This is a genomic window from Agromyces sp. CF514 (assembly GCF_900113185.1).
Classification (GTDB): domain Bacteria; phylum Actinomycetota; class Actinomycetes; order Actinomycetales; family Microbacteriaceae; genus Agromyces.
The window spans coordinates 1,690,532-1,714,655 of the sequence record NZ_FOZD01000001.1 but is presented as its reverse complement, the minus strand read 5'-3'; the positions used below and the strand labels follow the sequence as shown (position 1 = coordinate 1,714,655).

The 24,124-nt window shown below is 71.6% G+C and carries 24 protein-coding genes and 1 tRNA gene; 16 read left to right on the top strand and 9 right to left on the bottom strand.

Annotated features, from left to right (window positions below; all coding sequences use genetic code 11):
* The first annotated feature begins 8 nt into the window (after window positions 1-8).
* From BM342_RS07580 to BM342_RS07550, 7 genes are all read left to right on the top strand, one after another.
* Window positions 9-845, top strand: coding sequence for an aldo/keto reductase (locus tag BM342_RS07580; protein ID WP_092964798.1), 837 nt, complete (start codon window positions 9-11; stop codon window positions 843-845).
* Window positions 846-973: 128 nt separating this feature from the next.
* Window positions 974-2,080 (top strand): DUF4349 domain-containing protein, encoded by a 1,107-nt coding sequence (locus tag BM342_RS07575; RefSeq protein WP_092964797.1) that lies wholly within the window; start codon window positions 974-976, stop codon window positions 2,078-2,080.
* A 9-nt stretch (window positions 2,081-2,089) separates the two neighbouring features.
* Window positions 2,090-3,265 carry an acyl-CoA dehydrogenase family protein gene (locus tag BM342_RS07570; protein ID WP_092964796.1) on the top strand — a complete coding sequence of 392 codons (1,176 nt, stop codon included), beginning with the start codon at window positions 2,090-2,092 and terminating at the stop codon, window positions 3,263-3,265.
* An 80-nt stretch (window positions 3,266-3,345) separates the two neighbouring features.
* Window positions 3,346-3,522 (top strand): hypothetical protein, encoded by a 177-nt coding sequence (locus BM342_RS19845; protein ID WP_177232101.1) that lies wholly within the window; start codon window positions 3,346-3,348, stop codon window positions 3,520-3,522.
* A gap of 10 nt (window positions 3,523-3,532) precedes the next feature.
* A complete protein-coding gene (locus BM342_RS07560) occupies window positions 3,533-4,438 on the top strand; it encodes a hypothetical protein (RefSeq protein ID WP_092964794.1) in 906 nt (301 codons plus the stop codon).
* A gap of 77 nt (window positions 4,439-4,515) precedes the next feature.
* Complete coding sequence (locus tag BM342_RS07555) at window positions 4,516-5,010, top strand: cation:proton antiporter regulatory subunit (RefSeq protein ID WP_092964793.1); 495 nt, start codon at window positions 4,516-4,518, stop codon at window positions 5,008-5,010.
* A 16-nt stretch (window positions 5,011-5,026) separates the two neighbouring features.
* Window positions 5,027-6,223 (top strand): cation:proton antiporter, encoded by a 1,197-nt coding sequence (locus BM342_RS07550; protein ID WP_092964792.1) that lies wholly within the window; start codon window positions 5,027-5,029, stop codon window positions 6,221-6,223.
* A gap of 15 nt (window positions 6,224-6,238) precedes the next feature.
* Here the strand turns inward: BM342_RS07550 and BM342_RS07545 are convergent, their stop codons facing one another.
* Window positions 6,239-7,363, bottom strand: a complete 1,125-nt coding sequence (locus BM342_RS07545; RefSeq protein WP_092964791.1) for an LLM class flavin-dependent oxidoreductase — start codon at window positions 7,361-7,363, stop codon at window positions 6,239-6,241.
* Between the two features lie 153 nt (window positions 7,364-7,516).
* Between BM342_RS07545 and BM342_RS07540 the strand changes: the two genes are divergently transcribed.
* From BM342_RS07540 to BM342_RS07525, 4 genes are all read left to right on the top strand, one after another.
* Window positions 7,517-8,176 (top strand): NADPH-dependent F420 reductase, encoded by a 660-nt coding sequence (locus BM342_RS07540; RefSeq protein WP_177232100.1) that lies wholly within the window; start codon window positions 7,517-7,519, stop codon window positions 8,174-8,176.
* A 31-nt stretch (window positions 8,177-8,207) separates the two neighbouring features.
* A complete protein-coding gene (locus BM342_RS07535) occupies window positions 8,208-9,578 on the top strand; it encodes a M20/M25/M40 family metallo-hydrolase (protein ID WP_092964789.1) in 1,371 nt (456 codons plus the stop codon).
* 171 nt (window positions 9,579-9,749) lie between these two features.
* A complete protein-coding gene (locus BM342_RS07530; RefSeq protein ID WP_092964788.1) occupies window positions 9,750-11,213 on the top strand; it encodes an MFS transporter in 1,464 nt (487 codons plus the stop codon).
* Between the two features lie 4 nt (window positions 11,214-11,217).
* Window positions 11,218-11,970 carry a DNA alkylation repair protein gene (locus BM342_RS07525; protein ID WP_218154899.1) on the top strand — a complete coding sequence of 251 codons (753 nt, stop codon included), beginning with the start codon at window positions 11,218-11,220 and terminating at the stop codon, window positions 11,968-11,970.
* A gap of 46 nt (window positions 11,971-12,016) precedes the next feature.
* On the opposite strand, the gene BM342_RS07520 is transcribed toward BM342_RS07525, so the two are convergent.
* From BM342_RS07520 to galU, 5 genes are all read right to left on the bottom strand, one after another.
* Window positions 12,017-13,507, bottom strand: coding sequence for an MFS transporter (locus BM342_RS07520; RefSeq protein WP_092964786.1), 1,491 nt, complete (start codon window positions 13,505-13,507; stop codon window positions 12,017-12,019).
* A gap of 258 nt (window positions 13,508-13,765) precedes the next feature.
* A tRNA-Ala gene (locus BM342_RS07515) sits at window positions 13,766-13,841 on the bottom strand.
* A 69-nt stretch (window positions 13,842-13,910) separates the two neighbouring features.
* Window positions 13,911-14,960 (bottom strand): hypothetical protein, encoded by a 1,050-nt coding sequence (locus tag BM342_RS07510; protein ID WP_092964785.1) that lies wholly within the window; start codon window positions 14,958-14,960, stop codon window positions 13,911-13,913.
* Between the two features lie 53 nt (window positions 14,961-15,013).
* Window positions 15,014-15,676 (bottom strand): GNAT family N-acetyltransferase, encoded by a 663-nt coding sequence (locus BM342_RS07505; protein WP_092964784.1) that lies wholly within the window; start codon window positions 15,674-15,676, stop codon window positions 15,014-15,016.
* Between the two features lie 2 nt (window positions 15,677-15,678).
* Window positions 15,679-16,578, bottom strand: a complete 900-nt coding sequence (galU, locus tag BM342_RS07500; protein WP_092964783.1) for a UTP--glucose-1-phosphate uridylyltransferase GalU — start codon at window positions 16,576-16,578, stop codon at window positions 15,679-15,681.
* A gap of 71 nt (window positions 16,579-16,649) precedes the next feature.
* Between galU and BM342_RS07495 the strand changes: the two genes are divergently transcribed.
* The 3 genes from BM342_RS07495 to mscL are packed head-to-tail and all read left to right on the top strand — an operon-like array spanning window position 16,650 to window position 18,046.
* The gene (locus tag BM342_RS07495; protein WP_092964782.1) at window positions 16,650-17,228 is read left to right on the top strand and encodes a 5-formyltetrahydrofolate cyclo-ligase; all 579 of its coding nucleotides are present in this window, start codon (window positions 16,650-16,652) and stop codon (window positions 17,226-17,228) included.
* A 34-nt stretch (window positions 17,229-17,262) separates the two neighbouring features.
* Entirely contained in the window at window positions 17,263-17,580 is a 318-nt protein-coding gene (locus tag BM342_RS07490) for an FmdB family zinc ribbon protein (protein WP_092964781.1), read from the top strand.
* Window positions 17,581-17,608: 28 nt separating this feature from the next.
* Window positions 17,609-18,046, top strand: a complete 438-nt coding sequence (mscL, locus tag BM342_RS07485; protein ID WP_092964780.1) for a large conductance mechanosensitive channel protein MscL — start codon at window positions 17,609-17,611, stop codon at window positions 18,044-18,046.
* Between the two features lie 87 nt (window positions 18,047-18,133).
* Here mscL and BM342_RS07480 read toward each other — a convergent pair whose 3' ends face one another.
* Both BM342_RS07480 and BM342_RS07475 read right to left on the bottom strand, forming a co-directional pair.
* A complete protein-coding gene (locus BM342_RS07480; protein ID WP_092964779.1) occupies window positions 18,134-18,340 on the bottom strand; it encodes a hypothetical protein in 207 nt (68 codons plus the stop codon).
* The gene (locus BM342_RS07475) at window positions 18,337-22,026 is read right to left on the bottom strand and encodes an ATP-binding protein (protein ID WP_092966668.1); all 3,690 of its coding nucleotides are present in this window, start codon (window positions 22,024-22,026) and stop codon (window positions 18,337-18,339) included. The genes BM342_RS07480 and BM342_RS07475 overlap by 4 nt, the downstream gene beginning before the upstream one ends.
* A gap of 231 nt (window positions 22,027-22,257) precedes the next feature.
* Here BM342_RS07475 and BM342_RS07470 point away from each other — a divergent pair, with 231 nt between their 5' ends.
* The gene (locus BM342_RS07470; RefSeq protein WP_092964778.1) at window positions 22,258-22,566 is read left to right on the top strand and encodes a rhodanese-like domain-containing protein; all 309 of its coding nucleotides are present in this window, start codon (window positions 22,258-22,260) and stop codon (window positions 22,564-22,566) included.
* A complete protein-coding gene (locus BM342_RS07465; RefSeq protein ID WP_255368596.1) occupies window positions 22,563-22,877 on the top strand; it encodes a metal-sensitive transcriptional regulator in 315 nt (104 codons plus the stop codon). Before BM342_RS07470 ends, BM342_RS07465 begins: the two co-directional genes overlap by 4 nt.
* Window positions 22,878-22,898: 21 nt before the next feature.
* Here the strand turns inward: BM342_RS07465 and ald are convergent, their stop codons facing one another.
* Window positions 22,899-23,999 (bottom strand): alanine dehydrogenase, encoded by a 1,101-nt coding sequence (ald, locus tag BM342_RS07460; RefSeq protein ID WP_092964777.1) that lies wholly within the window; start codon window positions 23,997-23,999, stop codon window positions 22,899-22,901.
* Window positions 24,000-24,124 lie beyond the last annotated feature (125 nt).

The window sequence follows — 24,124 nt, the reverse complement described above, 5'->3', positions numbered from 1 at the left end:
GCCCCCGAATGACCGACGCACCGCTTCCCGTCGCCCCGCGCCTCGACCTCGCCGACGGCGCGCGCATCCCGCAGCTCGGCTTCGGACTCTACAAGGTGCCGGCAGCGGATGCCACGGGGCTGGCGCTCGCGGCCGTCGACGCCGGCTACCGGCACCTCGACACCGCCGCGTTCTACGCGAACGAGGCGGAGGTCGGCCGCGCGGTGCGCGAGACCGACGTCGCGCGCGAAGACCTCTTCATCACGAGCAAGGTCTGGAAGGACGACAACGGGTTCGACGCGACGCTGCGCGCGTTCGACGCGTCGATGGCGAGGTTCGGCCTCGACGCGATCGACCTGTACCTCATCCACTGGCCGGTGCCGTCGACGGATCTCTACGTCGACACCTGGCGCGCGCTCGTGCGGCTCCAGGCCGAGGGCCGGGTGCACTCGATCGGCGTCTCGAACTTCCACGTGCACCACGTCGATCGCATCGTCGCCGAGACGGGCGTCGCGCCGGCGGTCAACCAGGTCGAGCTGCATCCGTGGCTGCCGCAGCGCGAGCTCCGCGCCGATCACGCGGCACGCGGCGTCCTCGTCGAGGCGTGGTCGCCGCTCGCGCGCGGGCGCGTGCTCGACGACCCGACGCTCGCGCTCATCGCCGCCCGGCACGACCGATCGCCCGCGCAGGTCGTGCTGCGCTGGCACATGCAGCAGGGCGTCATCGCGATCCCGAAGGCGTCGTCGCCCGCACGCCTGCGCGAGAACCTCGACGTGTTCGACTTCGAGCTCGACGAGGTCGACCTGGCGGCGATCGCGGCCCTCGAGTCGGGCGAGCGCACCGGCCGCGACCCCGATCTCGACTGAGCGGAACGAACGGGCCGCGCTGTTCGTTGGGGTCGTCCGACGACTCACAGCGAAGCGCAATGCGATCGTGATCGCACTCCCAGTCGGCGCCCAGACAGCGGCATCGCGCCCGCCGCTACGGTGTGCGCATGAGAGCCTCGCAGCGCAGCAACCGCCCCGGAGTCGAGCGTCATGAGCAGCCCGAGACGGGCGTCGGCGAGCGCCGGCATCCGCTCGGAAGGCGACGATCGCGCGGCACCGTCGCGATGGTCGCTGGAGCGGGCGCGGCCCTGATCATCGCGGCGCTGGCCGGCTGCTCGGCGAGCAACGGCTCGATGTCCGCCGATCGGGCGCCGATGGACGCGCCGGCCGGCGCCGAGTCGCTCGACGGCGCGGTGACGCTCGAGGCCGAGGGGGCCGCCGACGCCGCAACGGGCACGATCGACGTCGACCGCGCCGTGGTCACCACGGGCGACGTGCGCATCACGGTCGACGACCCCGTCGAGGCCGCGGCCGAGGCGGTGCGCCTCACGCAGCAGGCCGGGGGCCGTGTCGACCAGCGCACCGAGAACCCCGGGCCGGCCGGCGACCCCGAGTCGGCCTCCGCGTCGCTCGCCCTGCGCATCCCGGCCGACGCCCTCGACGCCGTGCTCGACGACCTGCGCGAGCTCGGCGACGTGACCTCGGTGACGATGGACGCGACGGACGTCTCGCAGCAGCACGACGACCTCGACGCCCGCATCAGCGCCCTCGAGACCTCGATCGGGCGCATGACCGCCCTGCTCGCCGAGGCGGAGGACATCGGCGACCTCATGGCGATCGAGTCCGAGCTCACGACGCGTCAGGCCGACCTCGACGCGCTCGTGCAGCAACGCGACGGACTCGACGACCGCATCGCCTACTCGACCCTCACGGTCGGGCTCACGACCGTCGCCGTCGTCGTCGCGCCCGAGCCCGCCCCCGAGGGCTTCTGGGGCGGACTCGTCGCCGGCTGGAACGCCCTGCTGTTCTTCCTCGGCTGGGTGGGCGTGGTCCTCGGGGTGCTGCTCCCGTGGCTGCTCGCCGCGCTCGTCGTCGCGATGGTCGTCGTCGCGATCGTCCGGGTCGTGCGCGGCGGTCGCGCTCGAGGGGCGGATGCCGCGGCGGAGGCGGCCGACGGCGACGCGCGGGTGTCCGGCGATCCCGGCGATGAGGCGCGCGACGGCGGCCCGTCGGGCGCCGAGGCATCCGACCACGGCCTCGTCCCCCGGGCGTAGTCTGGCGACGTGACCGCGACGACGCCAGACGCCCCCGAGACCCTGCTCGACGACGACCTGCTCGAACGCTTCCGTGAACGCGCGGCACGCTACGACCGCGACAACGTGTTCTTCGACGACGACCTCGCCGAGCTCCAGCAGGTCGGCTACCTGCGCGCACTCGTGCCGACCGCGCACGGCGGCCTCGGATGGGGGCTCGACGACGCGGTCCGCGGCCAGATGCGGCTCGCGGGCGCGGCACCGGCGACGGCGCTGGCCGTGAACATGCACCTCGTCTGGACCGCGGTCGCGAAGATCCTCGCCGACCGGGGCGACGACACGCTGGCGTTCGTGCAGCGCGAGGCCGGCGCGGGCGAGGTGTTCGGCTTCGGCATCAGCGAGGCCGGCAACGACCTCATGCTGTTCGGCTCGCGCACCGAGGCCGACCCGCAGCCCGACGGCGGCTACCGGTACACGGGTCGCAAGATCTTCACGTCGCTCTCGCCCGCGTGGACCAGGCTCGGCACCATGGGCCTCGACACGGCGTCGGCCGATTCCCCGAAGCTCGTCTACGGCTTCATCGACCGCGAGGACCCCGACGTGAAGGTCCTCGACGACTGGAACACGCTCGGCATGCGCGCGAGCCAGAGCCGCACGACCGTGCTCGACGGCGCGTACGCCGCGCCGGATCGCATCGTGCGCCGCCTCGACCCCGGCCCCAACGCCGACCCGCTCGTCTTCGGCATCTTCGCGAGCTTCGAGCTGCTGCTCGCGTCGGTCTACGCGGGCATCGGCGCGCGGGCGCTCGACCTCGCGGTCGCGGCCGCCCACCGCCGCACCTCGATGAAGCGCGACGGCGCGCCGTACGCGCACGACCCCGACATCCGCTGGCGCATCGCCGACGCCGCGCTCGCCCAGGACGCCCTCGAACCGCAGCTGCTGGCCGTGGCCCGCGACCTCGACGGACTCGTCGACCACGGCTCCAAGTGGTTCGCGAAGCTCGTCGGCGTCAAGATCCGCTCGACCGAGACCGCCAAGCAGGTCGTCGACCAGGCCGTGCGCGTCACGGGCGGCTCCAGCTACTTCGCGGGCTCCGAGGTCGGGCGGCTCTACCGCGACGTGCTGGCCGGCATCTTCCACCCGTCCGACGACGAGTCGGCGCACTCGACCGTCGCGAACGCCTGGCTCGGGCCGGTTCCCGAGTGAGGGGTGGGCGGCCCGCGGCATCCGCTCGATAGACTGCACTCGTGCGGCGCAGCGCCGTGCACTCGTCGAGGAGGTCGTCCGTGAGCGCCGTTCTGTTCATCATCGCCATGGGCGTGTTCGTGTTCGGCATGTGGCTCATGGGCAACGCGACGCACATCGTCGGATTCGAGGCGATCGTGTTCTTCGCCGGCATCGTGTGCATCTCGATCTCGATGGCCATCCCGATGAGCTTCCTCGGCCGCAGCGACAAGGCCTGAGCGCCGCCCGATGACCCTCCCCTCGCAGGACACCCGCGTCTCCTACCCGTCCGGCGAACTCGTGCAGCGCGCGACCGTGCTGCACGTCGAGCCCGTGGCCGGCGGCCGGCTCGCCGTGATCGCCGATGCGACGGGCTTCCACCCCGTCGACGCGGCCTGGCCCGATCAGCCCGCCGACACCGGCACCCTGTCGGCGAACGGGGCCGAGCTCGAGATCCTCGACGCGGTCGTCGCCGCGACCGACGGCGACGCGCTCTTCATCGGTGCCGACATCCCGGCGCGCAAGGGCACCGAGGGGTGGGCGTTCCTCGTCGCGCACTTCGTCGACGCCGCGCAGCCCGGCGCCAAGGCCATCGCGGCGGGCGACGAGGTCGTCATCACTGCGGATGCCTCGGCGCGGCGCGCCCTCTCGCTCGGGCACACGGCCTGCCACGCGGCATCCCTCGCCCTGAATGCGGCGCTCGAGTCGCGCTGGTCGAAGCCCGCGCGCACCGATGCGCTCGGCCGCCCCGACTTCGACGGCATCGCGATCGCCTCGAGCCGCATCGAGCCGAACGGGTCGGTCGACCGCTACCGGCTGAACAAGTCGCTGCGGCGCGCCGGATTCGACGTCGCGAGCCTGCTCGACGAGGCGGGCGACGACGGCGACGGCCTCGACTCGCTCGCGCAGACCGTCACGGCGACGGTCGTGTGGTGGGTCGCCGAGGGCTCCCCCGTGCGCATCGACCGTGACGGCGAAGGCCTCACCGACCGCCGTTCATGGGTCGCCGAGCTCCCCGACGGCACGGCGCGCATCCCCTGCGGCGGCACGCACGCCGGCTCGCTCGCCGAACTCGGCGAGGCCCGCGTGTCGTTCGTGCTCCTCGACGACGCGGGCACGCCCGTGCTCGAGATGCGCACGGTCGTCACGGGCTGACATCCCAGCGCGGGTCGCGAACGGCGAGCCGCGCGCAACCGGACGGACGCCCCCTCAGCGGGGTTACGATATCCGCTGTGGGCATCCGAATCGAGAAGGTCGACCTGCCGGGCATCGGCTTCCGTCACGACCTCGTGACCGAGAGCGGGCGGCGCATCAGCGTCGTCTCGCACCGCGACGGCGAGCGAGACCTCGGCGTCTTCGACCGCGACGACCCCGACGAGTGTCGCGACTCGATCCAGCTGAGCGACGACGAGGCCGCGGCCCTCGCCGACGTGCTCGGCGCCTCGGTCATGCTGAGCCGCCTGACGAGCCTCAGCGACGAGACCGCCGGGTTGTACACCGAGCAGATCCTGCTGCCGACCGACTCGCCCTACCTGAACCGCACGCTCGGCGACACCAAGGCACGCACGCGCACGCACGCGTCGATCGTGGCGATCGTGCGCGACGGATCGATCATCCCCTCCCCGACGCCGACCGACCACCTTCGTGCCGGAGACGTCATCGTCGCCGTCGGAACACGAGAAGGACTCGACGGAGTAGCCAAGCTGCTCGCCAACGGCCCCGACTGATCGCCGGGCGCCGCCGATGCACGACACCACGCTGCTGCTGATCGAAGTCGGCGCGCTCCTGCTCGTCATGAGCCTCGCGGGGCGACTCGCGCTGCGCATCGGCATGTCGCCGATCCCGTTCTACCTGGTCATCGGGCTCGCCTTCGGCGAGGGCGGGCTCATCCCGCTCGACGCGAGCGCGGAGTTCCTCGAGGCCGGGTCCGAGATCGGCATCATCCTGCTGCTCGCGCTGCTCGGACTCGAGTACACCGCGACCGAGCTGTTCGAGAGCCTGAAGTCCGCGCGGGCGGCGGGCATCGTCGACGGGCTCATGAACGCGATTCCGGGCGCGCTCGTCGCGCTCATGATGGGCTGGGGCCCGCTCGCGGCCGTCGCGCTGGCCGGCGTGACGTGGGTCTCGTCGTCGGGAGTGGTCGCGACGATCCTGCGCGACCTCGGCCGCCTGTCGAACCGCGAGACGCCGGCGGTCCTCGGCGTGCTCGTCATCGAGGACCTGGCGATGGCGTTCTACCTGCCGATCCTCTCGGCGCTCGCCGTAGGCGCGAGCATCCTGCAGGGCGCGATCGGCGTCGCCATCGCGGTCGGCGTCGTGAGCGTGATCCTGTTCGTCGCACTCCGCCACGGGCACCTCGTGTCGCGCCTGTTCCCGGCCGACGAGTACGAGCCGCTGCTGCTCGGCGTCCTCGGCCTGACGATGCTCGTCGCGGGCCTCGCCGCACAGGTGAGCGTCTCGTCGGCGGTCGGCGCGTTCCTCGTCGGCATCGCGCTCTCCGGGCGCGTGGCCGCGAACGCGAGTCGGGTGCTGACCCCGCTCCGCGACCTGTTCGCGGCCACGTTCTTCGTGTTCTTCGGCATCACGTCCGATTCCTCGGCGCTCTGGTCGATGCTGCTCCCGGCGTTCGTGCTCGCGGTCGTGACGATCGCCACGAAGGTCGTGACGGGGGCCTACGCCGCCCGCCGTGCGGGCGTCGGCGCGCTCGGCCAGTGGCGAGCGGGCTTCGCGCTCGCGCCGCGCGGCGAGTTCTCGATCGTCATCGCCGGCATCGCCGTCGCCTCGGGCGCGGCGCCCGAGCTCGCCCCGCTCGCGACCGCGTACGTGCTCATCACGATCATCTCCGGCACGTTCCTCGCGCGGGTTCCGGATGCCGCGTGGTTCCGTGCGTTCGTGCGCCGCCGCGCCGCGCGGGCGGCCGCCGCCCCGACCGGCGGGTAGGCCCGTCGGGGTCGGCTACTCCCCCGACGATCCGCGCTCGGCCGCGGCATCCGCTCGGTCCCGTGCCGCGAGGTCGCGCGCGGCGGCGAGGTCCGCATCGACGTCGACATCGGCGGCGAGCAGCTCGCGCACGCGTGGCACGACCCGGGTCGCGTAGCGCTCGATGCTGCCCATGATCGCCTCGTGCGAGAGGCCGCCGTTCGAGACCTTCATGTCGAAGCGCGTGGCGCCCGTGACGCGCAGGGCGTCGGCGATGCGGTGCGCGACCGCCTCGGGCTCGCCGGCGTAGAGGGCTCCGTGCACGGCTTCGCTCTCGAAGTGCCCGCGCGTGGTCGGACCCCAGCCGCGTTCGGCGCCGATCTTGTTCATCATGGCCTCGTAGTGCGGCCAGAGCGTGTCGAGTGCCTCGGCGCGGGAGTCGGCGATGAACCCGGGCGAGTGGATCGCGACGGGCTTCGGATCGTGGCCGAACTGCTCGAGCGCACGACGGTAGAGGTCGGCGAGGGGTGCGAAGCGCGCGGCGCTGCCGCCGATGATGGCGAGCACGAGGGGCAGCCCGTAGTGGGCGGCGCGCACGACCGACTCGGGGCTGCCGCCCACGCCGATCCACGTCTTCAGCGAGCCGTGCTCGACGGGCGGGTACACGAGCTGATCGGTGAGCGCGGGGCGCAACGTGCCGCTCCAGGTGACGGGTTCCTGCGGCAGGAGCGCGGCGAAGAGCTCGAGCTTCTCGTCGAAGAGCTCCTGGTACTGCGCGAGGTCGTAGCCGAACAAGGGGAAGGACTCGATGAACGATCCACGCCCGAGGATCACCTCGGCGCGACCGTTCGAGATGCCGTCGAGGGTCGCGAAGCGCTGGAACACGCGCACGGGGTCGTCGCTGCTCAGCACCGTGACGGCCGAACCCAGGTGGATGCGCTCGGTGCGGGCGGCGATCGCCGCGAGCACGACCTCGGGCGACGAGACGGCGAACTCATGACGGTGGTGCTCTCCGACGCCGAAGAAGTCGAGGCCGAGCCGGTCGGCCAGCACGCCCTCCTCGACGACGTTGCGCAGCACCTGCGCGTGCGGGAGGCGTGCTCCGTCGGCGTCGAGGGCCACGTCGCCGAAGGTGTCGACGCCGAATTCGTACTGGGTCATGCTGATGCGCTCCGTTCGTATGCGTTCGCATGGATCAAACCGGGCCTCCCCCGATGGTATTCCCGGGAATGCGGCATCCGCTCTCCCGGTTGCATCTCATGCGCACGCATGGAACATCACCGTTCCGAACGCAGTGCGCGGGAGAATGGAGACATGCACGTGGCAGACCGGCCGTCGATCGGCATCTTCGGAGCGGGCAAGGTGGGCACCGCCCTCGCCCGACTGCTCGTCGCATCCGGATACGAGGTCGTCATGGCGGGCTCGCCGCGCCAGACGGCGCTCGACCTGCTCGTGTCCGTGGTCGCCCCCGGAGCCCGCGTCGCGACGCCGGCCGAACTCGTGGCCGGTGCCGACGTGGTCATCGTGGCCGTGCCGTTCGGCAAGGCCGGCAGCGTGCCGTGGAGCGACTTCGGCGACCGCATCGTCGTCGACGCGATGAACTACTGGCCGCCGGTCGACGGGCACATCGCCGAGATCGACGCCGACGAGCGGTCCACGAGCGAGATCAACGCCGCCCGCAACCCCGGTGCACGCGTCGTCAAGTCGTTGAACCACCTCGGCTACCACGAGATGGAGGACGACAGCATGGACGCCGGGTCGCCGCTGCGCCGCGCCCTCGCGGTCGTGGGTGACGACGCCCAGGCGCGCCAGGTGCTCGCGGGCATCATCGACGACCTCGGCTTCGACGCCGTCGACGGCGGCCCGCTCGCGAACGGGCGAGCACTGGAGCCCGGGCATCCGGCGTTCGGCCGCGAACTCAGCGCCGCCGAGCTCGAGGCGCTCCTGGCGCCGGCCGCGCACCTCGCGGCCTGATCCGGCTTTCGGCCGTCGTACGCTGGGTCGCATGCCCGACTCCGCCCACACCCCCGTGGTCGCCCCCACCGCGCCCACCGTCCGCCTCGGCGCCCCCGAACGCCTCTCCCGCATGATCGCCCTGCCGACCGTGTCGGCCGAGCTGGAGCAGCGCGGCATGGGCGACTTCGACGCGTTCCGCGACCTGCTGGCCGAGCTGTACCCGCTCGTGCACGAGCACCTCGCGCTCGAGCAGCCGCATGAGCTCGGCCTGCTCTTCCACTGGCGAGGTGCGAGCGACGCCGACCCGCTCGTGCTCATGGCCCACTACGACGTGGTGCCCGCAGTCGAGGCCGACGGCTGGACCTTCCCGCCGTTCGAGGGCCGCATCCACGACGGCTCGGTGTGGGGCCGGGGCGCGCTCGACGACAAGGGCCCGATGCTCGTGCTGCTCGAGGCGGTCGAGAACCTGCTCGCCGACGGCTTCGTTCCCGCCCGCGACGTGTACCTCTCGTTCGGCGGCAACGAGGAGGACCACGGCAGCGCCGGCCGCGCGATCGCCGATCTCTTCCACGAGCGCGGCATCACGCCGTGGCTCGTGCTCGACGAGGGCGGCGCGATCGTCGACGCGCCGCTGCCGTTCGTCAAGGTGCCCGCGGCCATGGTCGGCGTCGGCGAGAAGGGCATCGTGTCGCTGCGCCTCGAGGCCGAGAGCAAGGGCGGGCATGCGTCGGCGCCGCCGACGAACACCCCGACCGACCGCATCGCACGCGCGGTGCACCGACTGCACCCGAACCCGTTCCCGAAGCGCGTGCCGGTCTCGGCGCGCGCGATGCTGCGCAGCTTCACGCCGCACACGAAGGGCGCCCCCAGGGTGCTGCTGCAGGCGTTGACCGCGATGCCCTGGGTCACGGCCCGGGTGTTCGCGAGGCTCGGCGGCGAACCGGCGGCCATCGTGCACACGACCGTCGCGGCGACGATGCTCGAGGGCGGCACCGCGCACAACGTGCTCCCGTCGCAGGCGGCCGCCGTGCTGAACCTGCGCATCGCGCCGGGCGAGACCGTCGAGGGCACCGCCGCGCGGGTGCGACGCGTCATCCGCGACCGGCACGTGAGCGTGACCGTGCTCGACGGCAACGACCCCTCCCCCGAGTCCGCGACCGACAGCCCCGCATTCCACGCGATCGAGGCGGCCGTCGCCGCGTCGTATCCCGAGGCGATCACCGCGCCGTACCTCGTGATGGCGGCGACCGACTCGCGCTGGTTCCACCGGTTCTCGCCCGCCGTGTTCCGCTTCGCACCGCTCGCCATGACGGCCGCGCAGCGTGCGGCGATCCACGGCGTCGACGAGTCCGTCACGTTCGACAGCCTCGAGCGCGGCGAGCGGTTCCACCGGGCGCTCATCGAGTCGCTCGAGGCCTGACCTCAGCGCTCGAACCGGCACGCCTGACGCGTGGGTTCCGGATGCCGCGGCGGCCCGTCGCGGCATCCGACCAGGTGTGATCGAAGCGTGACCATCACGCCGTCCGCTCGGCGTTGGAGCGCTCCCACGAGGGCTTAGGGTGTATCCACCCCCAACCCGAAGGAGCCCCCGATGCCGCGTGCCGTCAGCCTCGGACCCCTGGCCGCGATCGTCGGATTCCTCGCGTTCGTGGAGTTCACGAGCGGCATCCTGCAGGGCTTCTACACGCCCATGCTCACCGACATCGCGCGGCACCTCGGCATCCACGACGCCGACGTGAACTGGCTCGAGGGCACGCAGCTCATGCTGTCGGCGCTCGTGGTGCCCGCCTTCGCGAAGCTCGGCGACATGGTGGGCCACAAGCGCATGCTCGTGTGGTCGACGGCCATCACGGCGGCCGCGTCGTTCGTGCTGCCGTTCACCGACTCGTTCGCCGTGTTCCTCGCGGCGTGGGCGCTGCAGGGCTTCTACGTCGTCTGGCTGCCGCTCGAGATCGCGCTCATCTGGTCGCGCTCGCGCCGGGCCGGGCACCCGGCGTCGCTCACGATGAAGTCGGCCGGCGTGCTCGTCGCAGCGCTCGAGATCGGCGCGATCACCGGTGCGCTCGCCGGCGGCGCGCTCATCGACGCACTGCCGCTCACGGTCGTGCTGCTGATCCCGGCGATCGCGGTCACGGCCTGCTTCTTCGTCATCGTCTTCGGCGTGAAGGAGTCGCCCGAGCTCACCGGCGGCCGTCTCGACTCCGTGGGCCTCGTCCTCATCTCGCTCGCGCTGCTCGCCGTCACGGGCGGCCTCAGCTTCCTGCGACTGAACGGCGTCGGCGATCCGCTCTCGTGGGGACTCATCGTGCTCGGCGTCGCGCTCGGCGCGGTCTTCGCCCGGTTCGAGCTGCGCCACGACGACCCGCTCATCGACGTGCGCATGTTCGCCTCGCCGTCGCTGCGTCCGGTGTTCATCACCGCCGGCCTGTTCGGCGTCAGCGTGCTCGGCGCGCAGGCCCCGCTCTCGACGTTCGCGCGCACCGACCCCGAGGTCTACGGATACGGACTCGGAACACAGGGCTTCCAGACGTCGCTGCTCATCGGCGTCTACCTCATCGCGATGATCGCCGGCGCGCTGTCGTACTCGTCGGTCGCACGCCGGCTCACGCCCCGCATCACGCTCATGCTCGCGTCCTCGCTCGTCGCGATCGGCTACCTGCTCTTCGTGCCCCTGCACGACACCTACGCGCAGGCGCTCACGAACATGGTCATCGCGGGCATCGGCTCGGGTGCGCTCGTCGCAGCCCTCCCGGCGGCCGCGGCGGCTGCCGCCCCGCCGACGCAGACGGGGGTCGCGACGGGGCTCACGAACTCGGTCAAGACGGTCGGTGGCGCGATCGCGTCGTGCGTGTTCGGCATCGCGCTCGCGAGCCACGTCATTGGAGGCGGCGCCGCAGACGGCGCCGAGGGCACGGCGGGTTCGCTCTCGGGTTACCTCACCGTCTGGATCGTGTGCGGCCTCACCGCGGCCGTGTCGGTCGTGCTGCTGGCGTTCGTGCCGAAGCTCGCGTTCTCCGACGCTCCCGAGGTGCGAGAGGCCGCTGCCGTAAGCTGACGCCGTGCGCGGGAGGGGGCGCGAGATGACGGATGCCGCGGGGCCGACCCATTCGGAGGCTCAGGTCGATGCCACCGCGCTGATCGCGCGGCTCGAGGCGCTCGCCAGCGCCGAGGAGCGGCAGAAGTACACGCGGTACTTCCCGCCCGACGAGTCGGCGCCCTTCATCGGCGTGCGCATGGGCCAGGTGTTCGACCTCGCCAAGACCGCCCTCGACCTGCCGGCCGCCGACCTCGAGGCACTGCTCGAGGTGCCCACCCATGAGGTCCGTGCGCTCGCGTGCAGCATCATGGGCAAGTCGGCGGCGCATCGCCGCACGTCCGAGACCCGCCGGCACGAGCTCTACGAGCTCTACCTGCGCCGCCACGACCGCATCGACCAGTGGGATCTCGTCGACCTCGCGGCGCGAGACGTCGTCGGCGGCTGGCTGCTCGAACGCGACCGTGCTCCGCTGCGCGCACTCGCGGCATCCGATGCGTGGCCGGAGCGCCGCACCGCGCTCGTGGCGACCTTCGCGTTCCTCAAGCGGGGCGAGCTCGACGACGCCTACGCGATCGCCGACGTGGTCGCCGCCGACTCCGAACCCTACGTCGCGAAGGCGCTCGGGTGGGTGCTGCGGACCGCCGGCGACGTGGATCGCGACCGGCTCACGACGTTCCTCGAACCACGGACCGCCGCGATGCCGCGCATCGCCCTGCGCGCCGCGCTCGAGCACTACGACAAGCCCGAACGCACGCGGATCCTCGCGATCGCCTGAGCCACGGGCGCCGCCGAGGCGTCCGGACCGGCGGTCGGTGACGAAGCTACCCGACCGCTGCCGCGTCGTCGCCCTGCGACCGCTGCCGACGCCGAGAACCGAGGTCGGCCACGCCGATGCCGAACGCGATCGCGATGAGCACGGCCACCGCGAGCATGCCGTAGCCGTACGCGTGGTGGTACACCTCGAGATCGGGCCGGCCCTCGGACTCCCGGTAGATCGTCGAGTAGAACAGCGACAGCGTGACCGCCGTGCCGATCGCGGTGCCGATGCGCTGACCGAGCTGCCCGACCGAGCCGGCGAGGCCGCCCTGCTTCACGGGGATCTCCATGAGCGTGAGCGTCTGGTTCGGCGAGACCACGAGCCCGCCGCCCGCGCCCGCGATGGCCATCGCCCCGGCCATGGCCCACGGCGTGATCTCGGCCGGCGTCGTGATCGCGACGAGCACGAGCAGGCCGATGCCGACGAGCAGCAGCACGAGGCCGACGACGACGAGCGGCCGCCCGAACCGGTTCACGAGGTTGCCGCCGACCCATGAGGCGATCGCGCTCACGAGGGCGAAGCCGATGCTGACCATGCCCGCGAACACGGCTTCGAGCCCCAGTCCGTCCTGCAGGTAGAGCGTCGTGAGCAGGAACATCGACGGGATCGCCGCGAAGTAGACGCTCGCGAGCGAGATGCCGTTGCGGAAGGACGCGACCCCGAACAGGGCGAGCGGCACGAGCGGCTGCCTACCGGATGCCGCGTAGCGCCGTTCCCACGAGAGGAACCCGATGAGCCCGAGCACGAACACCACCAGCACCCACCACCGGGCGGGATTGTCGCTCGGCGAACCCGTGGTGAACAGGAACGGCCACATGAGCGCCAGCACGGTCACCGCGAAGAGCGTCAGCCCGACCGGATCGAGCGAGAGCGGGTCGGTCGACGGGCGGCGGGTCACGGGCAGGAACCAGATCGCGAGCACGAGCGCGACGACCACGAGCGGCACGTTGATGAGGAAGATGCCGCGCCACCCGTCGGTCGGGCCGCCGATCGCGATCATGAGTCCGCCGAGCGTCGGGCCGAAGGCCGTCGCGAGGCCGATCACGGCCCCGAAGAGCCCGAAGGCGCGGCCGCGCTCCTTGCCGCGGAAGAGCTCCTGGATGATGCCGAGCACCTGCGGCATCTGGATGCCGGCCGCGACGCCCTGCGCGAGCCGTGCCACCAGCAGCACGGTGATGTTCGGGGCGAGGGCGGCGATGAGGCTCGTGACGAGGAAGAGGCTGAGGCCCGTGACGAACAGCGTCTTGCGCGAGCGCTGGTCGCCGATGCGCCCGGCCGGCACGAGGGTGAGGCCGAACGTGAGCACGTAGCCGGCGACGATGAGCTGCAACTGCGTCGCCGAGGCGTCGAACGCGGACTCGATCGACGGCAGCCCCACGTTGACCTTCGACAGGTCGAGGATCGTGAGCGCCGCGACCCCGACGCAGATCCAGTACGCGCGCCACCGATGCTGCTCGGAGACGGGGATCGACCTGGTGAGCGGTGGCTGCGACATCCGTGCCAGCCTACGCCGCATGATTCCGAGACCGGAGGAGCCACGGCTGTGGAGGACGGATGCCACGGGCCGCCGGCCGTGGTCAGGACCTACCGCATCGGCGGGGCGACGTTCACGAAGCGGGGCTCGCAGTCGTACGAGCTGGTCGACCGCTGTTCCTGACCCGCATCGGGCCTCGAAGGATCCGGAGCATCGCGACGAAGGCGAAACCCGGCGAAACAGGAATCGCCCCGGATTTCTCCGGGGCGATTCTGGTGCTGGTGGACCCAGGGGGATTCGAACCCCCGACCTTCTCATTGCGAACGAGACGCGCTACCAACTGCGCCATGGGCCCGAGCGAGTACGAGCCTATCACCCTGCGAAGGGTGGTTCTGACCACACCTCGCGCCGGCTCGTCGACCGTTCAGCCGACCTTGCGCCGGCGCTGCAGCACGGCGTCGAGGTCGCCGAAGCGGCGCTGCGGCTCGCCGACCACGCCCATGCCCGCGTAGGGGCTCACGGGCTCTGGAGCCGCCTCGACGGCGTCGGCCTCGGCCCGCGCGGCCGGCGCCGGTGCGGCGGGCACGATCGTGCGCACGGGCGTCGCGAGCTCGTCGATGCGCTTCGCCCGCTCCGCCTCGGCAGCGATGCGCTGGAGCTCGGCAGCAGCCTCGATCGAGGCCATCGCCGTCGCCGCGATCGTGCCGCGCGAGAGCGTGAGCGGCTTCGGCAACGGGCGCGGGGTCCAGCCCTCGTCGTGCCGCACCTCGTCGGCCAGCTCGACCGGCTCGAACGGCTCGGCGATCCGGCGCTCCACTGGCACTGCGACGGGCGCAGACGGCCGCACGCGGGCGAGCGCGACGAGCCCGCCGAAGGCGAGCACGGCCGCCACCGCGCCGCCGAGGGCGATGAACGGCGAAGCTCCGAGGGCGAGCGCGACGAGGCCGCCGGTCGCCGTCAGCAGGCCGAGCAGCAGCGTCAGCGAGCACAGCGCGCGACGACGACGCAACGTGCGGCGCGAAGCCCGGTTCGCCGGCGCGGCGTCCTTGCTCGACGCGACGGTCGGCGCAGCATCCGGCACTACGGTCTCGATCGGCTCGGTACGCGCATGCGCGAGCTCTCGAGCCTGTGCGACGACCTCCGCGGCGGCTTCGACCGCGGCACCCGCCGCGATCTCGGCGGCCTTGCGCTCGGCGATCGCGAGTCGCTCAGAGGTCTGCGCCTCGAGACGCGCCGTGCGCTCGTGCTCGCGCAGCACCTTCTGCTGCAGCGCGACCTGCCGGGCGTTGGCCTCGATGAGCACGGGCTCGGGCGTCTCGGAGGTCTCGGCGAGGATGCGCAGCGTCTGCTGCAGCCGAACCGCGTTGCGCTCGGTCGCCAGGTACTGCCGCCGTCGCAGCCAGATGGGCATGAGGTACGCGATCCACAATGCCGCGGCCACTGCCACGAGCAGACCCCCGCCGATCACACCCATGTGAAGAGGCTATGGGACACGGCCGACGGATGTCGCGCGCAGGCTCGGGCGTGTCAGCGATCGGAGACGCGAAGCGGGTGCGCTGCCGCCGTGCGGTCCTCGGCAGGGATGCGCGCGGCATCGATCGGCACCCGGCCGTCGCGCCACCGCTTCAGGACGCCGCCCGGCACCTCTTCGGCGACGAGCGCGAACGAGAAGTGGTCGCGCCATGCGCCGTCGATGTGGATGAAGCGTCGGCGGAGCCCCTCGTAGCGGAACCCGAGCTTCTCGACGACCCTCAGCGACGGTCCGTTCTCGGGACGGATGCAGATCTCGATGCGATGCAGGCGCAGCACCTGGAAGCAGTAGTCGGTGGCGAGCGCGACGGCCGTCGGCGTGATGCCGTGGCCCGCGGCGCTCTGCGCGACCCAGTAGCCGATGGATGCCGACGACAGCGACCCGTAGGCGATCGACGAGACGTTCAGCTGCCCGACGATCTCGCCGTCGACCTCGAGCAGGAACGGCAGGGCGTGGCCGGCGCGCGAGTGCGCGAGCAGGTTGCGGATGCTCGCACGCGTGTCGATGATCGTGCCGCCGCCGGGATACGTCGCCTCCCATTGACGCAGCCAGGCGCGGTTGTCGAGCAGTACGCGTTCGAGTTGCTTGGCATCGCGGGCCCGGATGGGGCGCACGACGAGCTCGCCGTCGCGGAGCGTCGGGATCGCGGCGGCCGCCATCGTCAGGCGCGCCCGAGCCCGGCGACGTACTCGGCCAGCCAGGGCTTGAGCTCGGGGCCGAGGTCGTCGCGGTCGGCAGCGAGCTGCACGACCGCCTTGATGTAGTCGAGCTTGTCGCCCGTGTCGTAGCGGCGACCGCGGAACACGACGCCGTAGACGCCGCCGGTGGCCTCGACGTCGCCGGCCATCTCCATGAGCGCGTCGGTCAGCTGGATCTCGCCGCCCTTGCCCGGTTCGGTGCGCTCGAGCACCTCGAACACCTCGGGCTTCAGCACGTAGCGGCCGATCACGGCGTAGTTGGAGGGAGCGACCTCCTTCGCCGGCTTCTCGACGAGCCCGGTGATGCGCACGACGTCGCCCTCGTCGGTCGCCTCGACGGCAGCGGCGCCGTAGAGGTGGATGCTGTCGGGGTCGACTTCGAGCAGGGCGACGACGGTGGCGTCGCGTTCGGCGTGCACCTCGAGCATGCGGGTCAGCAGCGGATCGCGCGCGTCGATGAGGTCGTCGCCGAGCAGCACGGCGAAGGACTCGTTGCCGACGTGCTTGCGGGCGCGGAGCACCGCGTGCCCGAGCCCCTTCGGGTCGCCCTGGCGCACGAAGTGCACGTCGGCGAGGTCGCTGGACTCCTTGACCTTCGAGAGCTTCGAGTCGTCGCCCTTCGTCTCGAGGGTGTGCTCGAGTTCGGTCACGCGGTCGAAGTGGTTGGCCAGGGCGTTCTTGTTGCGCCCGATGATCATGAGCACGTCGTCGAGACCGGCCGCGACCGCCTCCTCGACGACGTACTGGATCGCGGGCTTGTCGACGACCGGGAGCATCTCCTTCGGCATCGCCTTGGTCGCGGGGAGGAATCGAGTGCCGAGGCCGGCTGCCGGGATCACTGCCTTGGTGATGCGTTCAGTCATGCGATTCAGCGTATCCGGAAGCCTGTTTCCGCGCGGTCACGAAATCCGAACATCGTCTTAGGATGAGTGCCATGCCCGACGATCCGTCCGTTCAGAAGCGCATTCTGCGCGCCGAACTCCGTGAACGCCGCCAGAACATGTCATCGCACGAGCGCCGCCTCGCGACCGAGGGCTTCACCGCGCGGCTCGAGGAGCTCGTCGGATCGACCGATGCCGCGTCCGTCTCGTGCTACCTCTCGATGCCGTCCGAGCCCGACACGCGCCCGTTCGTCGAGTGGGCCGAGGCCCACGGCATCCGGGTGCTGTTCCCGGTGACCCGCGAAGACGGCCTGCTCGACTGGACCGTGGGCGAGTCCGACGACGAGCGGCTCGGGCTGCACGGCACCCCCGAGGCCGTCGGCGAACTGCTCGGTCCGATGGCGATCAACGACGTCGATCTCATCATCGTCCCCGCCGCCGCGATCGACGGCACGGGCATGCGATTGGGCTGGGGTCGGGGCTATTTCGACAAAACCCTCGGTTCGATGGGAAAATGTCCTCCGGTGTACGCCGTGGTCTTCGACAGCGAGTTCGTCGAAGAGGTTCCGCGCGAGGTGCACGACCAACCGGTGAACGGCGTCGTGACGCCCACGCGCATCCACGCGTTCTGACCGGCGTCGCACCCCCTCGAGCCGAAAGATCCTCATGCCCACCTATTCGTACCGCTGCACCTCGTGCGGCAACGCCTTCGACATCCAGCAGTCCTTCGCCGACGACAGCCTCACGGTCTGCGAGGCATGCGGCGGTCCGCTCCGCAAGCTGTTCAGCGCGGTCGGCGTCACCTTCAACGGGTCGGGCTTCTACCGCACCGACTCGCGTTCGGGGAGCTCTGCGGTGCCCGCGTCGAAGAGCTCGTCGGGCGATTCGTCGAAGGGTTCGTCCTCCGGCGGGTCGTCGTCGGGCTCGACGGGGGGCTCGTCGTCGGGTTCGTCTTCGGGCGGTTCGACCGCTAGCGTGGCCTAGACCTATCGACGAGACAGCAGGGGGCAACGTGCTGAAGGGCTTCAAGGAATTCATCCTCCGGGGCAACGTGATCGAGCTGGCCGTCGCGGTCGTCATCGGCACGGCGTTCACGGCCGTGGTGACCTCGATCGTGAACAACCTGATCAACCCGCTGATCAGCGCGGTCTTCCGCGCCGACAGCCTCGACACGGCGTTGGTCGTCTCCATTCCGACGCTCGACGGCGGCACCTCCGACGTGAAGTTCGGCGCCGTGATCGGCGCGATCATCACGTTCCTCATCGTCGCGGCGGTCGTCTACTTCGTGTTCGTCCTCCCGATGAACACGCTCAAGGAGCGCACCGAGGCCAAGCGCAAGGCCGGGGCGCCCGACCCCGACGAGCCCGAGACGGAGCTCACGCTGCTCTCCGAGATCCGCGACCTGCTCGCCGAGCGTCCGGCCGACGGGCCGCACCAGCCGCGTCACTGACGCCGGCACAGTACTGACGCCGTCGCCGCACTGACGCCGACGCGCCGATGGCGACCGCGAGCCGTCGCACCGGGAACGACCCTGTGGTCACCCCCAGTGCGGCGGCTTCTCGCGTCTCAGTCGCTCGTCTTCGGGGCGAACGGATGCCGCGCGCCCGGCGTCCTCGTCGTCGGCCCCGACGTCACGGCCGGGCACCGGGGCCTCGGGCGTCGGGTCCGTGCCGGGAGCCGGCGTCAGCCGCGCCCGCCGGGCGCGACCCTTCGCCCGCTCGACGCGCTGTCGTTCGTCGCTCATGCGGATGCGGCATCCGCCGGCAGCACCGGCGGCTTGCCGAGGAGCGTGGCGACCCGGTCGGCGACGGCCTCGGGGTTGCCGAACAGCTCGAAGCTGTGCACGCGGAGGTAGTGCCAGCCGAGCCGGCGCAGCACGTCGGGGCGCAGGCGCAGCGACTCGCGCAGGCTGTAGCCCGTGAGCACCTCGTCGGTCTCGACGACGACGGCCTTGCCCGCGTTCGCCGCCGCGAGCGCCAGGCGCCCGCGGTGCCCCGAGCTGACTCGGATGCCACGGCGCTCGAGCCGCGCGGCGAGGTCGTCGAGCATCGAGGCGCCCGTCGTGCCGCTTCCGTCGTCTGCGGCGCGCTCCTCGGTCTGGCTGAGGATGCTCGCGAGGGCGAGCACGCCGTGCGACTGCCGCTCCTCGTCGATGTCGTCAGGTCGGAACGCCGAGACGATGTCCATCGAGCGGCGGGCGCGCGTCATGCCGACCGCGAGCAGGCGGTCGCCGCCGGGTTCTCCGAGCGAGCCGAAGTTCGAGAGCAGGCGGCCGTGCGGGGTGCGCCCGTAGCCGACCGAGAAGATGACCCGGTCACGGCTCTGCGCCACGGACTGCTCGAGCGTGAGCACGGTGAAGGGCTCCGCACGGTCCTTCAGGATGAAGTCCGACAGGTCGGTGCGCTTGGCGAACGCCGCGAGCACGGCCTGATGCACGCGCGCGGCGTGCCGCGTGCTGGCAGTGACCACCATGAGCGACTCGCGCGGGCGCTTGACGGCGTGCTCCATGACGAGCTCGACGACCTTGGCGACCTCCGAGTCGATGCTCTCGACCGTGCCCGTCACCTGGTCGGGCAGGCCATTGCCGCGCACGTAGTGCAGCCCGAGGCTGCCGTGCCCGAGGAAGCTGCCCGCCCACGGCAGCGACTCGATGCGGCCGCCGTAGAAGCGCCGGTTCACGAGCTCGGCGAGGTCCTCTCCCCCGGCCCGATAGCTGCGCGTCAGCGTCATCGTGGGCAGCAGCTCGCCCAGGCGCGCGAGCGCGGAATCGGCGTGGAGCGCGTCGACGCCGTCGGATTCGCGCTCGACGGCCGCCGCGGCATCCGTCGTCGCATCGGGGTCGTCGAGGCCGGTCTCGAAGATCGTCGGCGTCTGGGTCACGGGGTCGCCGAATGCGACGACCTGCTTGGCCCGGCGGATCGCGCCGAGGTTCTCGGCCATGGTCGTCGAGCCCGCGTCGACGAGGATCACGGTGTCGAACCCGACCGAGGGGTCGATCGCGGCGACGTCGTAAGGCGAGGCGAGCCAGATCGGGGCGAGCGCACGGAACAGGTGCGGCGTGTCGTGCTGGAGCCTCGCCGCGTCGACGCGATCGCCGCGAAGCATGCGCTTGAGGTGCCCGGCCTCTTCGGGGTGGTCGACGAGCGCGACCTTCCAGTTCTCACCGAGATGCCACGCCAGCTGCGGGCCCGCGGAGGACGCGTGCGCCTCGTCGACGAGCCGGAAGTCGCCCTCGAGCCGATCGAGGAGCGCGGTGTCGGCGCCGAGCAGCGCCGTGTCGGTCGCCAGCATCTGCTCGAGCACGGACTGCCACCACGCGAGTTCGAGTTCGGCCGCGACGACCTGCTCCGGCACGTGACGCCTCGCGAGGTCGACGAGCAGCGGGTCGAGCCCGAGGTCGCGCAGCGTGCCGAGCAGCGCCGTGCGCTCCTGCAGGTTCGCGAGCACCTCGGACTCGGCGGCGAGGCCGGAGAGCATCGTGGTGAGGTCGCGTACGGGGCGCGCGGCGAGCCGCCGCGGCGTTCCGGTGAGGCCGAGCGGGCTGTCGAGCACGCCGAGGTCGTGCTCGACCGACCGGTGGGCGACGTGCACGTCGTCGAGTCCGACCGGCACGCCAGGGATCGATCCGGCCTCGGAGTAGCGCTGCCAGAGCGTGCGCTGCTGCTGGATGCCGCGCAGTGCCGCGTTGAGGTCGGTGACGTGCACGCCGGGTCGCACGTACTCGAGCGCGTGACGGCGAAGCCGGCGACGGTTCGCGCCCGACATTCCGGGTGATTCGCGGCGCGGCGAGGTCGCGGCGATGAGTTCGCCGAGCGGTCGGTCGAACACCGACGGCCGGAACCGGTCGAGCGTCTCGCGGACGTCGAGGAGGAGCCGCAGGAACACGCCGAGCTCGGCGACCGACTCGAACATCCGCAGGCGCGTCTGTCCGATGAGCGTGCGGCCGCGGTCGAGCAGGCGCGGCACGTCGACGTCGCTCAGTCGCTTGGCGAGCTGATGCGCCTCGGTCGCCTCGCTCGATGACGCGAACGAGGCGCCGTACCAGGGCGAGTCGCCCGGTCCGTACTTGAACTCGCCCAGCGCGGCGGCGCGCACGAGGTCGCGGGAGACGCGGTCCCGCCCTTCGGCGAGCGCGACGAGCGACGCGTGCGAGAGCCGCGCCGTGGTCGAAGGCGGTGCCGGAAGGAGTGCGAGCCTGGCGAGCTCGCCGAGCGCATCGAGCACCGAGACCTTGAGCTCGGGCTCGGGGCGGGTGAGTGCGGAGCGATAGTCGACGAGCGCCTTGCGGAGCCGCACGAGCGCGTCGTCGACATCGGCGACCCTGGGGCGCTCGACCTTCTCGTTGCGGGAGATCGACGTGATGAGGTCGCGTCGGAGGCTCGCGGTCGTGACCGCGGCACCGGCGAGGCCGACCTGGGTGAGGCGGTGGACGATGCCGTCGAGGCTCGCCCTGCGGGCGCCCACCACGAGCACGCGGCGGTCCTTCGCGACGAGTGCGCCGACGGCGTTCACGATGGTCTGCGTGCCGCCGGTGCCCGGCAGCGTCTTCACGACGAGCGACGTGCCGGCCTCGATCTCGGCGACGACGCGCTCCTGCTCGGGATCCGCGTCGAGCAGGAGGGTGTCGGTCGACGGCGGCCGCTCGTCCTGCGGCACCGGGCGCACACGCTCGCCGAAGCCGACGAAGGCCGCGCGAGCGGTCGGGTTGCCCGCGATCGCGTCGACGAGGGGATGGTCGGGCTCTGCGGCATCCGCTGCCATGGCCGGACCGACCTCGGCGAACGAGGAGACCACGAGGCGCGGGGCGACCTGGAACCAGGGCAGGTGGCTCGTCAGCCCGCGGAGCCGGTCGATGACGGGCTGCGGCTTGAACACGCCGTTCGTGATCGCGAGCGCGACGAATGCGTCGGCGTCGAGCGTGATCTGGAACTGCTCGCGGAGTTCGCGCGCGAGCGCGGGGTTCAGGAACGGCTGGCCCTTGAGCTTGAGCTCGAAGTCGCGGCCGTATCGGCGGATCGCGAGCGGACGCAGCAGCACGGGCGCGAGGAACTCCTCGCCGCCGTTGCGCCACGACGCGAGGCCGATCGCGAGGTGCACGGACTCGACGCCTCGCACGGAACGCAGCTCGACGCCCTTCTGCGTGATCTCGGCGGCGGCGAGGCGGGCGTTGCGCAGCGCGAGCTCGTCGCGGATCAGGCTCGAGAGCAGCGTCGAGCGCCCGGTGATGAATTGCGGCAGGCCGCCGGGGTGCGTCGTCGAGAGCTCGATGCGCGTGCGCGGCGTGTCGACGAAGCGCACGAGCGGCGAACGGCCGCCGACGGTCTCGAGCTCGCGCTGCCAGCGGCTCCATGCGGGTTCGGCGACGTTGCCCGCGACGAGGTCGGGGTCGCCGAGACTGACGCTGTGAGGGCTCGTGAGGTTCTGGGTCATCGCTTCCGGGGTCGATTCGACGGCAGCGGCAGCCGCGTTCTCGCCGAGGGTCAGGTCCTCGTCATCGTTCCGTTCGAGCCGCCGCACACGGACACGATAAGGCCATGACGCCCGATTCGTGGGATGCATCGCCGTTCCGGGCAGCTTCGGATACCCCACGGGTATCGTGGTAGCCTCGACCGCCCGTCCGTGCCGCTCCGAGCGCACGGCCCGACCCGGAGGAACCGCCCGATGCACGAGATCACCGCCACCGAAGTGCACGCCCTCGACGGCGCCGTCATCCTCGACGTGCGCGAACCGCACGAGCTCGAGCGGGCGCGCATCGAAGGCGCACTGCACATCCCGCTCGGCGAGCTCGTCGCACGCGTCGACGAGGTCCCCCGCGACACGACCGTGTACACACTGTGCCACGTCGGCGGGCGCAGCGCGCAGGCCGCCGTCTACCTCGAGAGCCTCGGCGTCGACACGGTGAACATCGAGGGCGGCATCGTCGAGTGGCACCGCCTGGGGCTTCCGCTCACACTCGGAACCGACCGGTGACGACGACGGATGCCGCGGTGGACTCGCCCGCGCCGACGGACGACGCCCAGCGCCGCATCCTGAACCGCCTGAAGCGTGCCCGCGGCCAGTTGAACGCCGTGATCGACGCCGTCGAGACCGGATCCGACTGCCGCACGGTCGTGACGCGGCTCTCCGCGGTCTCGAGCGCGCTCGACAAGGCGGGGTTCGCGATCGTCGCCACGGCGATGCGCGAGTGCGTCGACGACGATCGCCCGGGCGCGGAATCCGCGGCACCGGGCGATCGGCTCACGATCGACGAGCTCGAGAAGCTGTTCCTGACGCTCTCCTGAGCCCGTCGACCGCTTGCAGGGTCACGGGGCGGTCTGCAGCTCCAGCCCGTGGGCGAGTGCGACGCCCTCGTTCGTGAGGCGACCGGCCGTGGCGTTCAGCCCCTTGGCGAGCGCGGGGTCCGCGGCGAGCGCGGCCTGCCAGCCGAGGTCGGCGATGCGCACCGCATACGGGAGCGTCGCGTTCGTGAGCGCGGGGGTAGAGGTCGCCGGAACCGCGCCGGGCATGTTCGCCACGCAGTAGTAGATGGCGTCGTGCACGCGGAAGGTCGGCTCGGCGTGCGTCGTCGGGCGCGAGCCCTCGAAGCATCCGCCCTGGTCGATGGCGATGTCCACGAGCACGGCGCCCGGCTTCATGCGCGAGACCATCTCGTCGGTGACGACCTTGGGCGCCGCGGCACCGGGCACGAGCACGGCGCCGACGACGAGGTCGGCGTCGGCGACCTGACGGGCGATCTCGTAGGGCGACGAGGCGAGCGTCTTGATGCGGTGGTCGTAGCGCGCGTCGAGCTCGCGGAGCTTCGGCAGCGAGATGTCGAAGACGGTCACGTCGGCGCCGAGACCGAGCGCGGTCGCGGCGGCCTGCTCGCCGGCGACGCCGCCGCCGATGACGACGACCTTCGCGGGCGAGGTTCCGGGAACGCCCGCCAGCAGCACGCCGCGGCCGCCCTTCGAGGCGAGCAGTTCGGCCGCACCGACTTGGGGAGCCAGGCGCCCGGCGACCTCGCTCATGGGCGTGAGCAGCGGCAGCGAGCGGTCGGCGAGCTGCACGGTCTCGTAGGCGATGGCCGTGACGCCCGAGTCGAGGATGGCGCGCGTGAGCGGCAGATCGGCGGCGAGGTGCAGGTAGGTGAAGAGCGTGAGGTCTTCACGGAGGAACCCGTACTCGGCCTCGATCGGCTCCTTCACCTTGAGCACGAGCTCGGCGGACCACGCGTCGGCTGCGGTCGCGGCGATCTCGGCGCCCGCGGTGACGTACTCGTCGTCGGTGAAGCCGGCGCCGAGGCCGGCACCCGACTGGATGGCGACGCGGTGGCCGCGCTGCACGAGCGTGTGCACGCCCGCGGGGGTCATCGCCACGCGGAATTCGTTGTTCTTGATCTCAGCAGGCACGCCGATGTACATGGGGGCTCCGAACGATATGGGACTGTGCGAACCATTTTCGCCGCTTGTTCGACGCACCGAAAGGTCGACCGAACAGAATTCGGTAGACTCGCAACATCCGATTCATATGTTCGAAAGGATGCCGC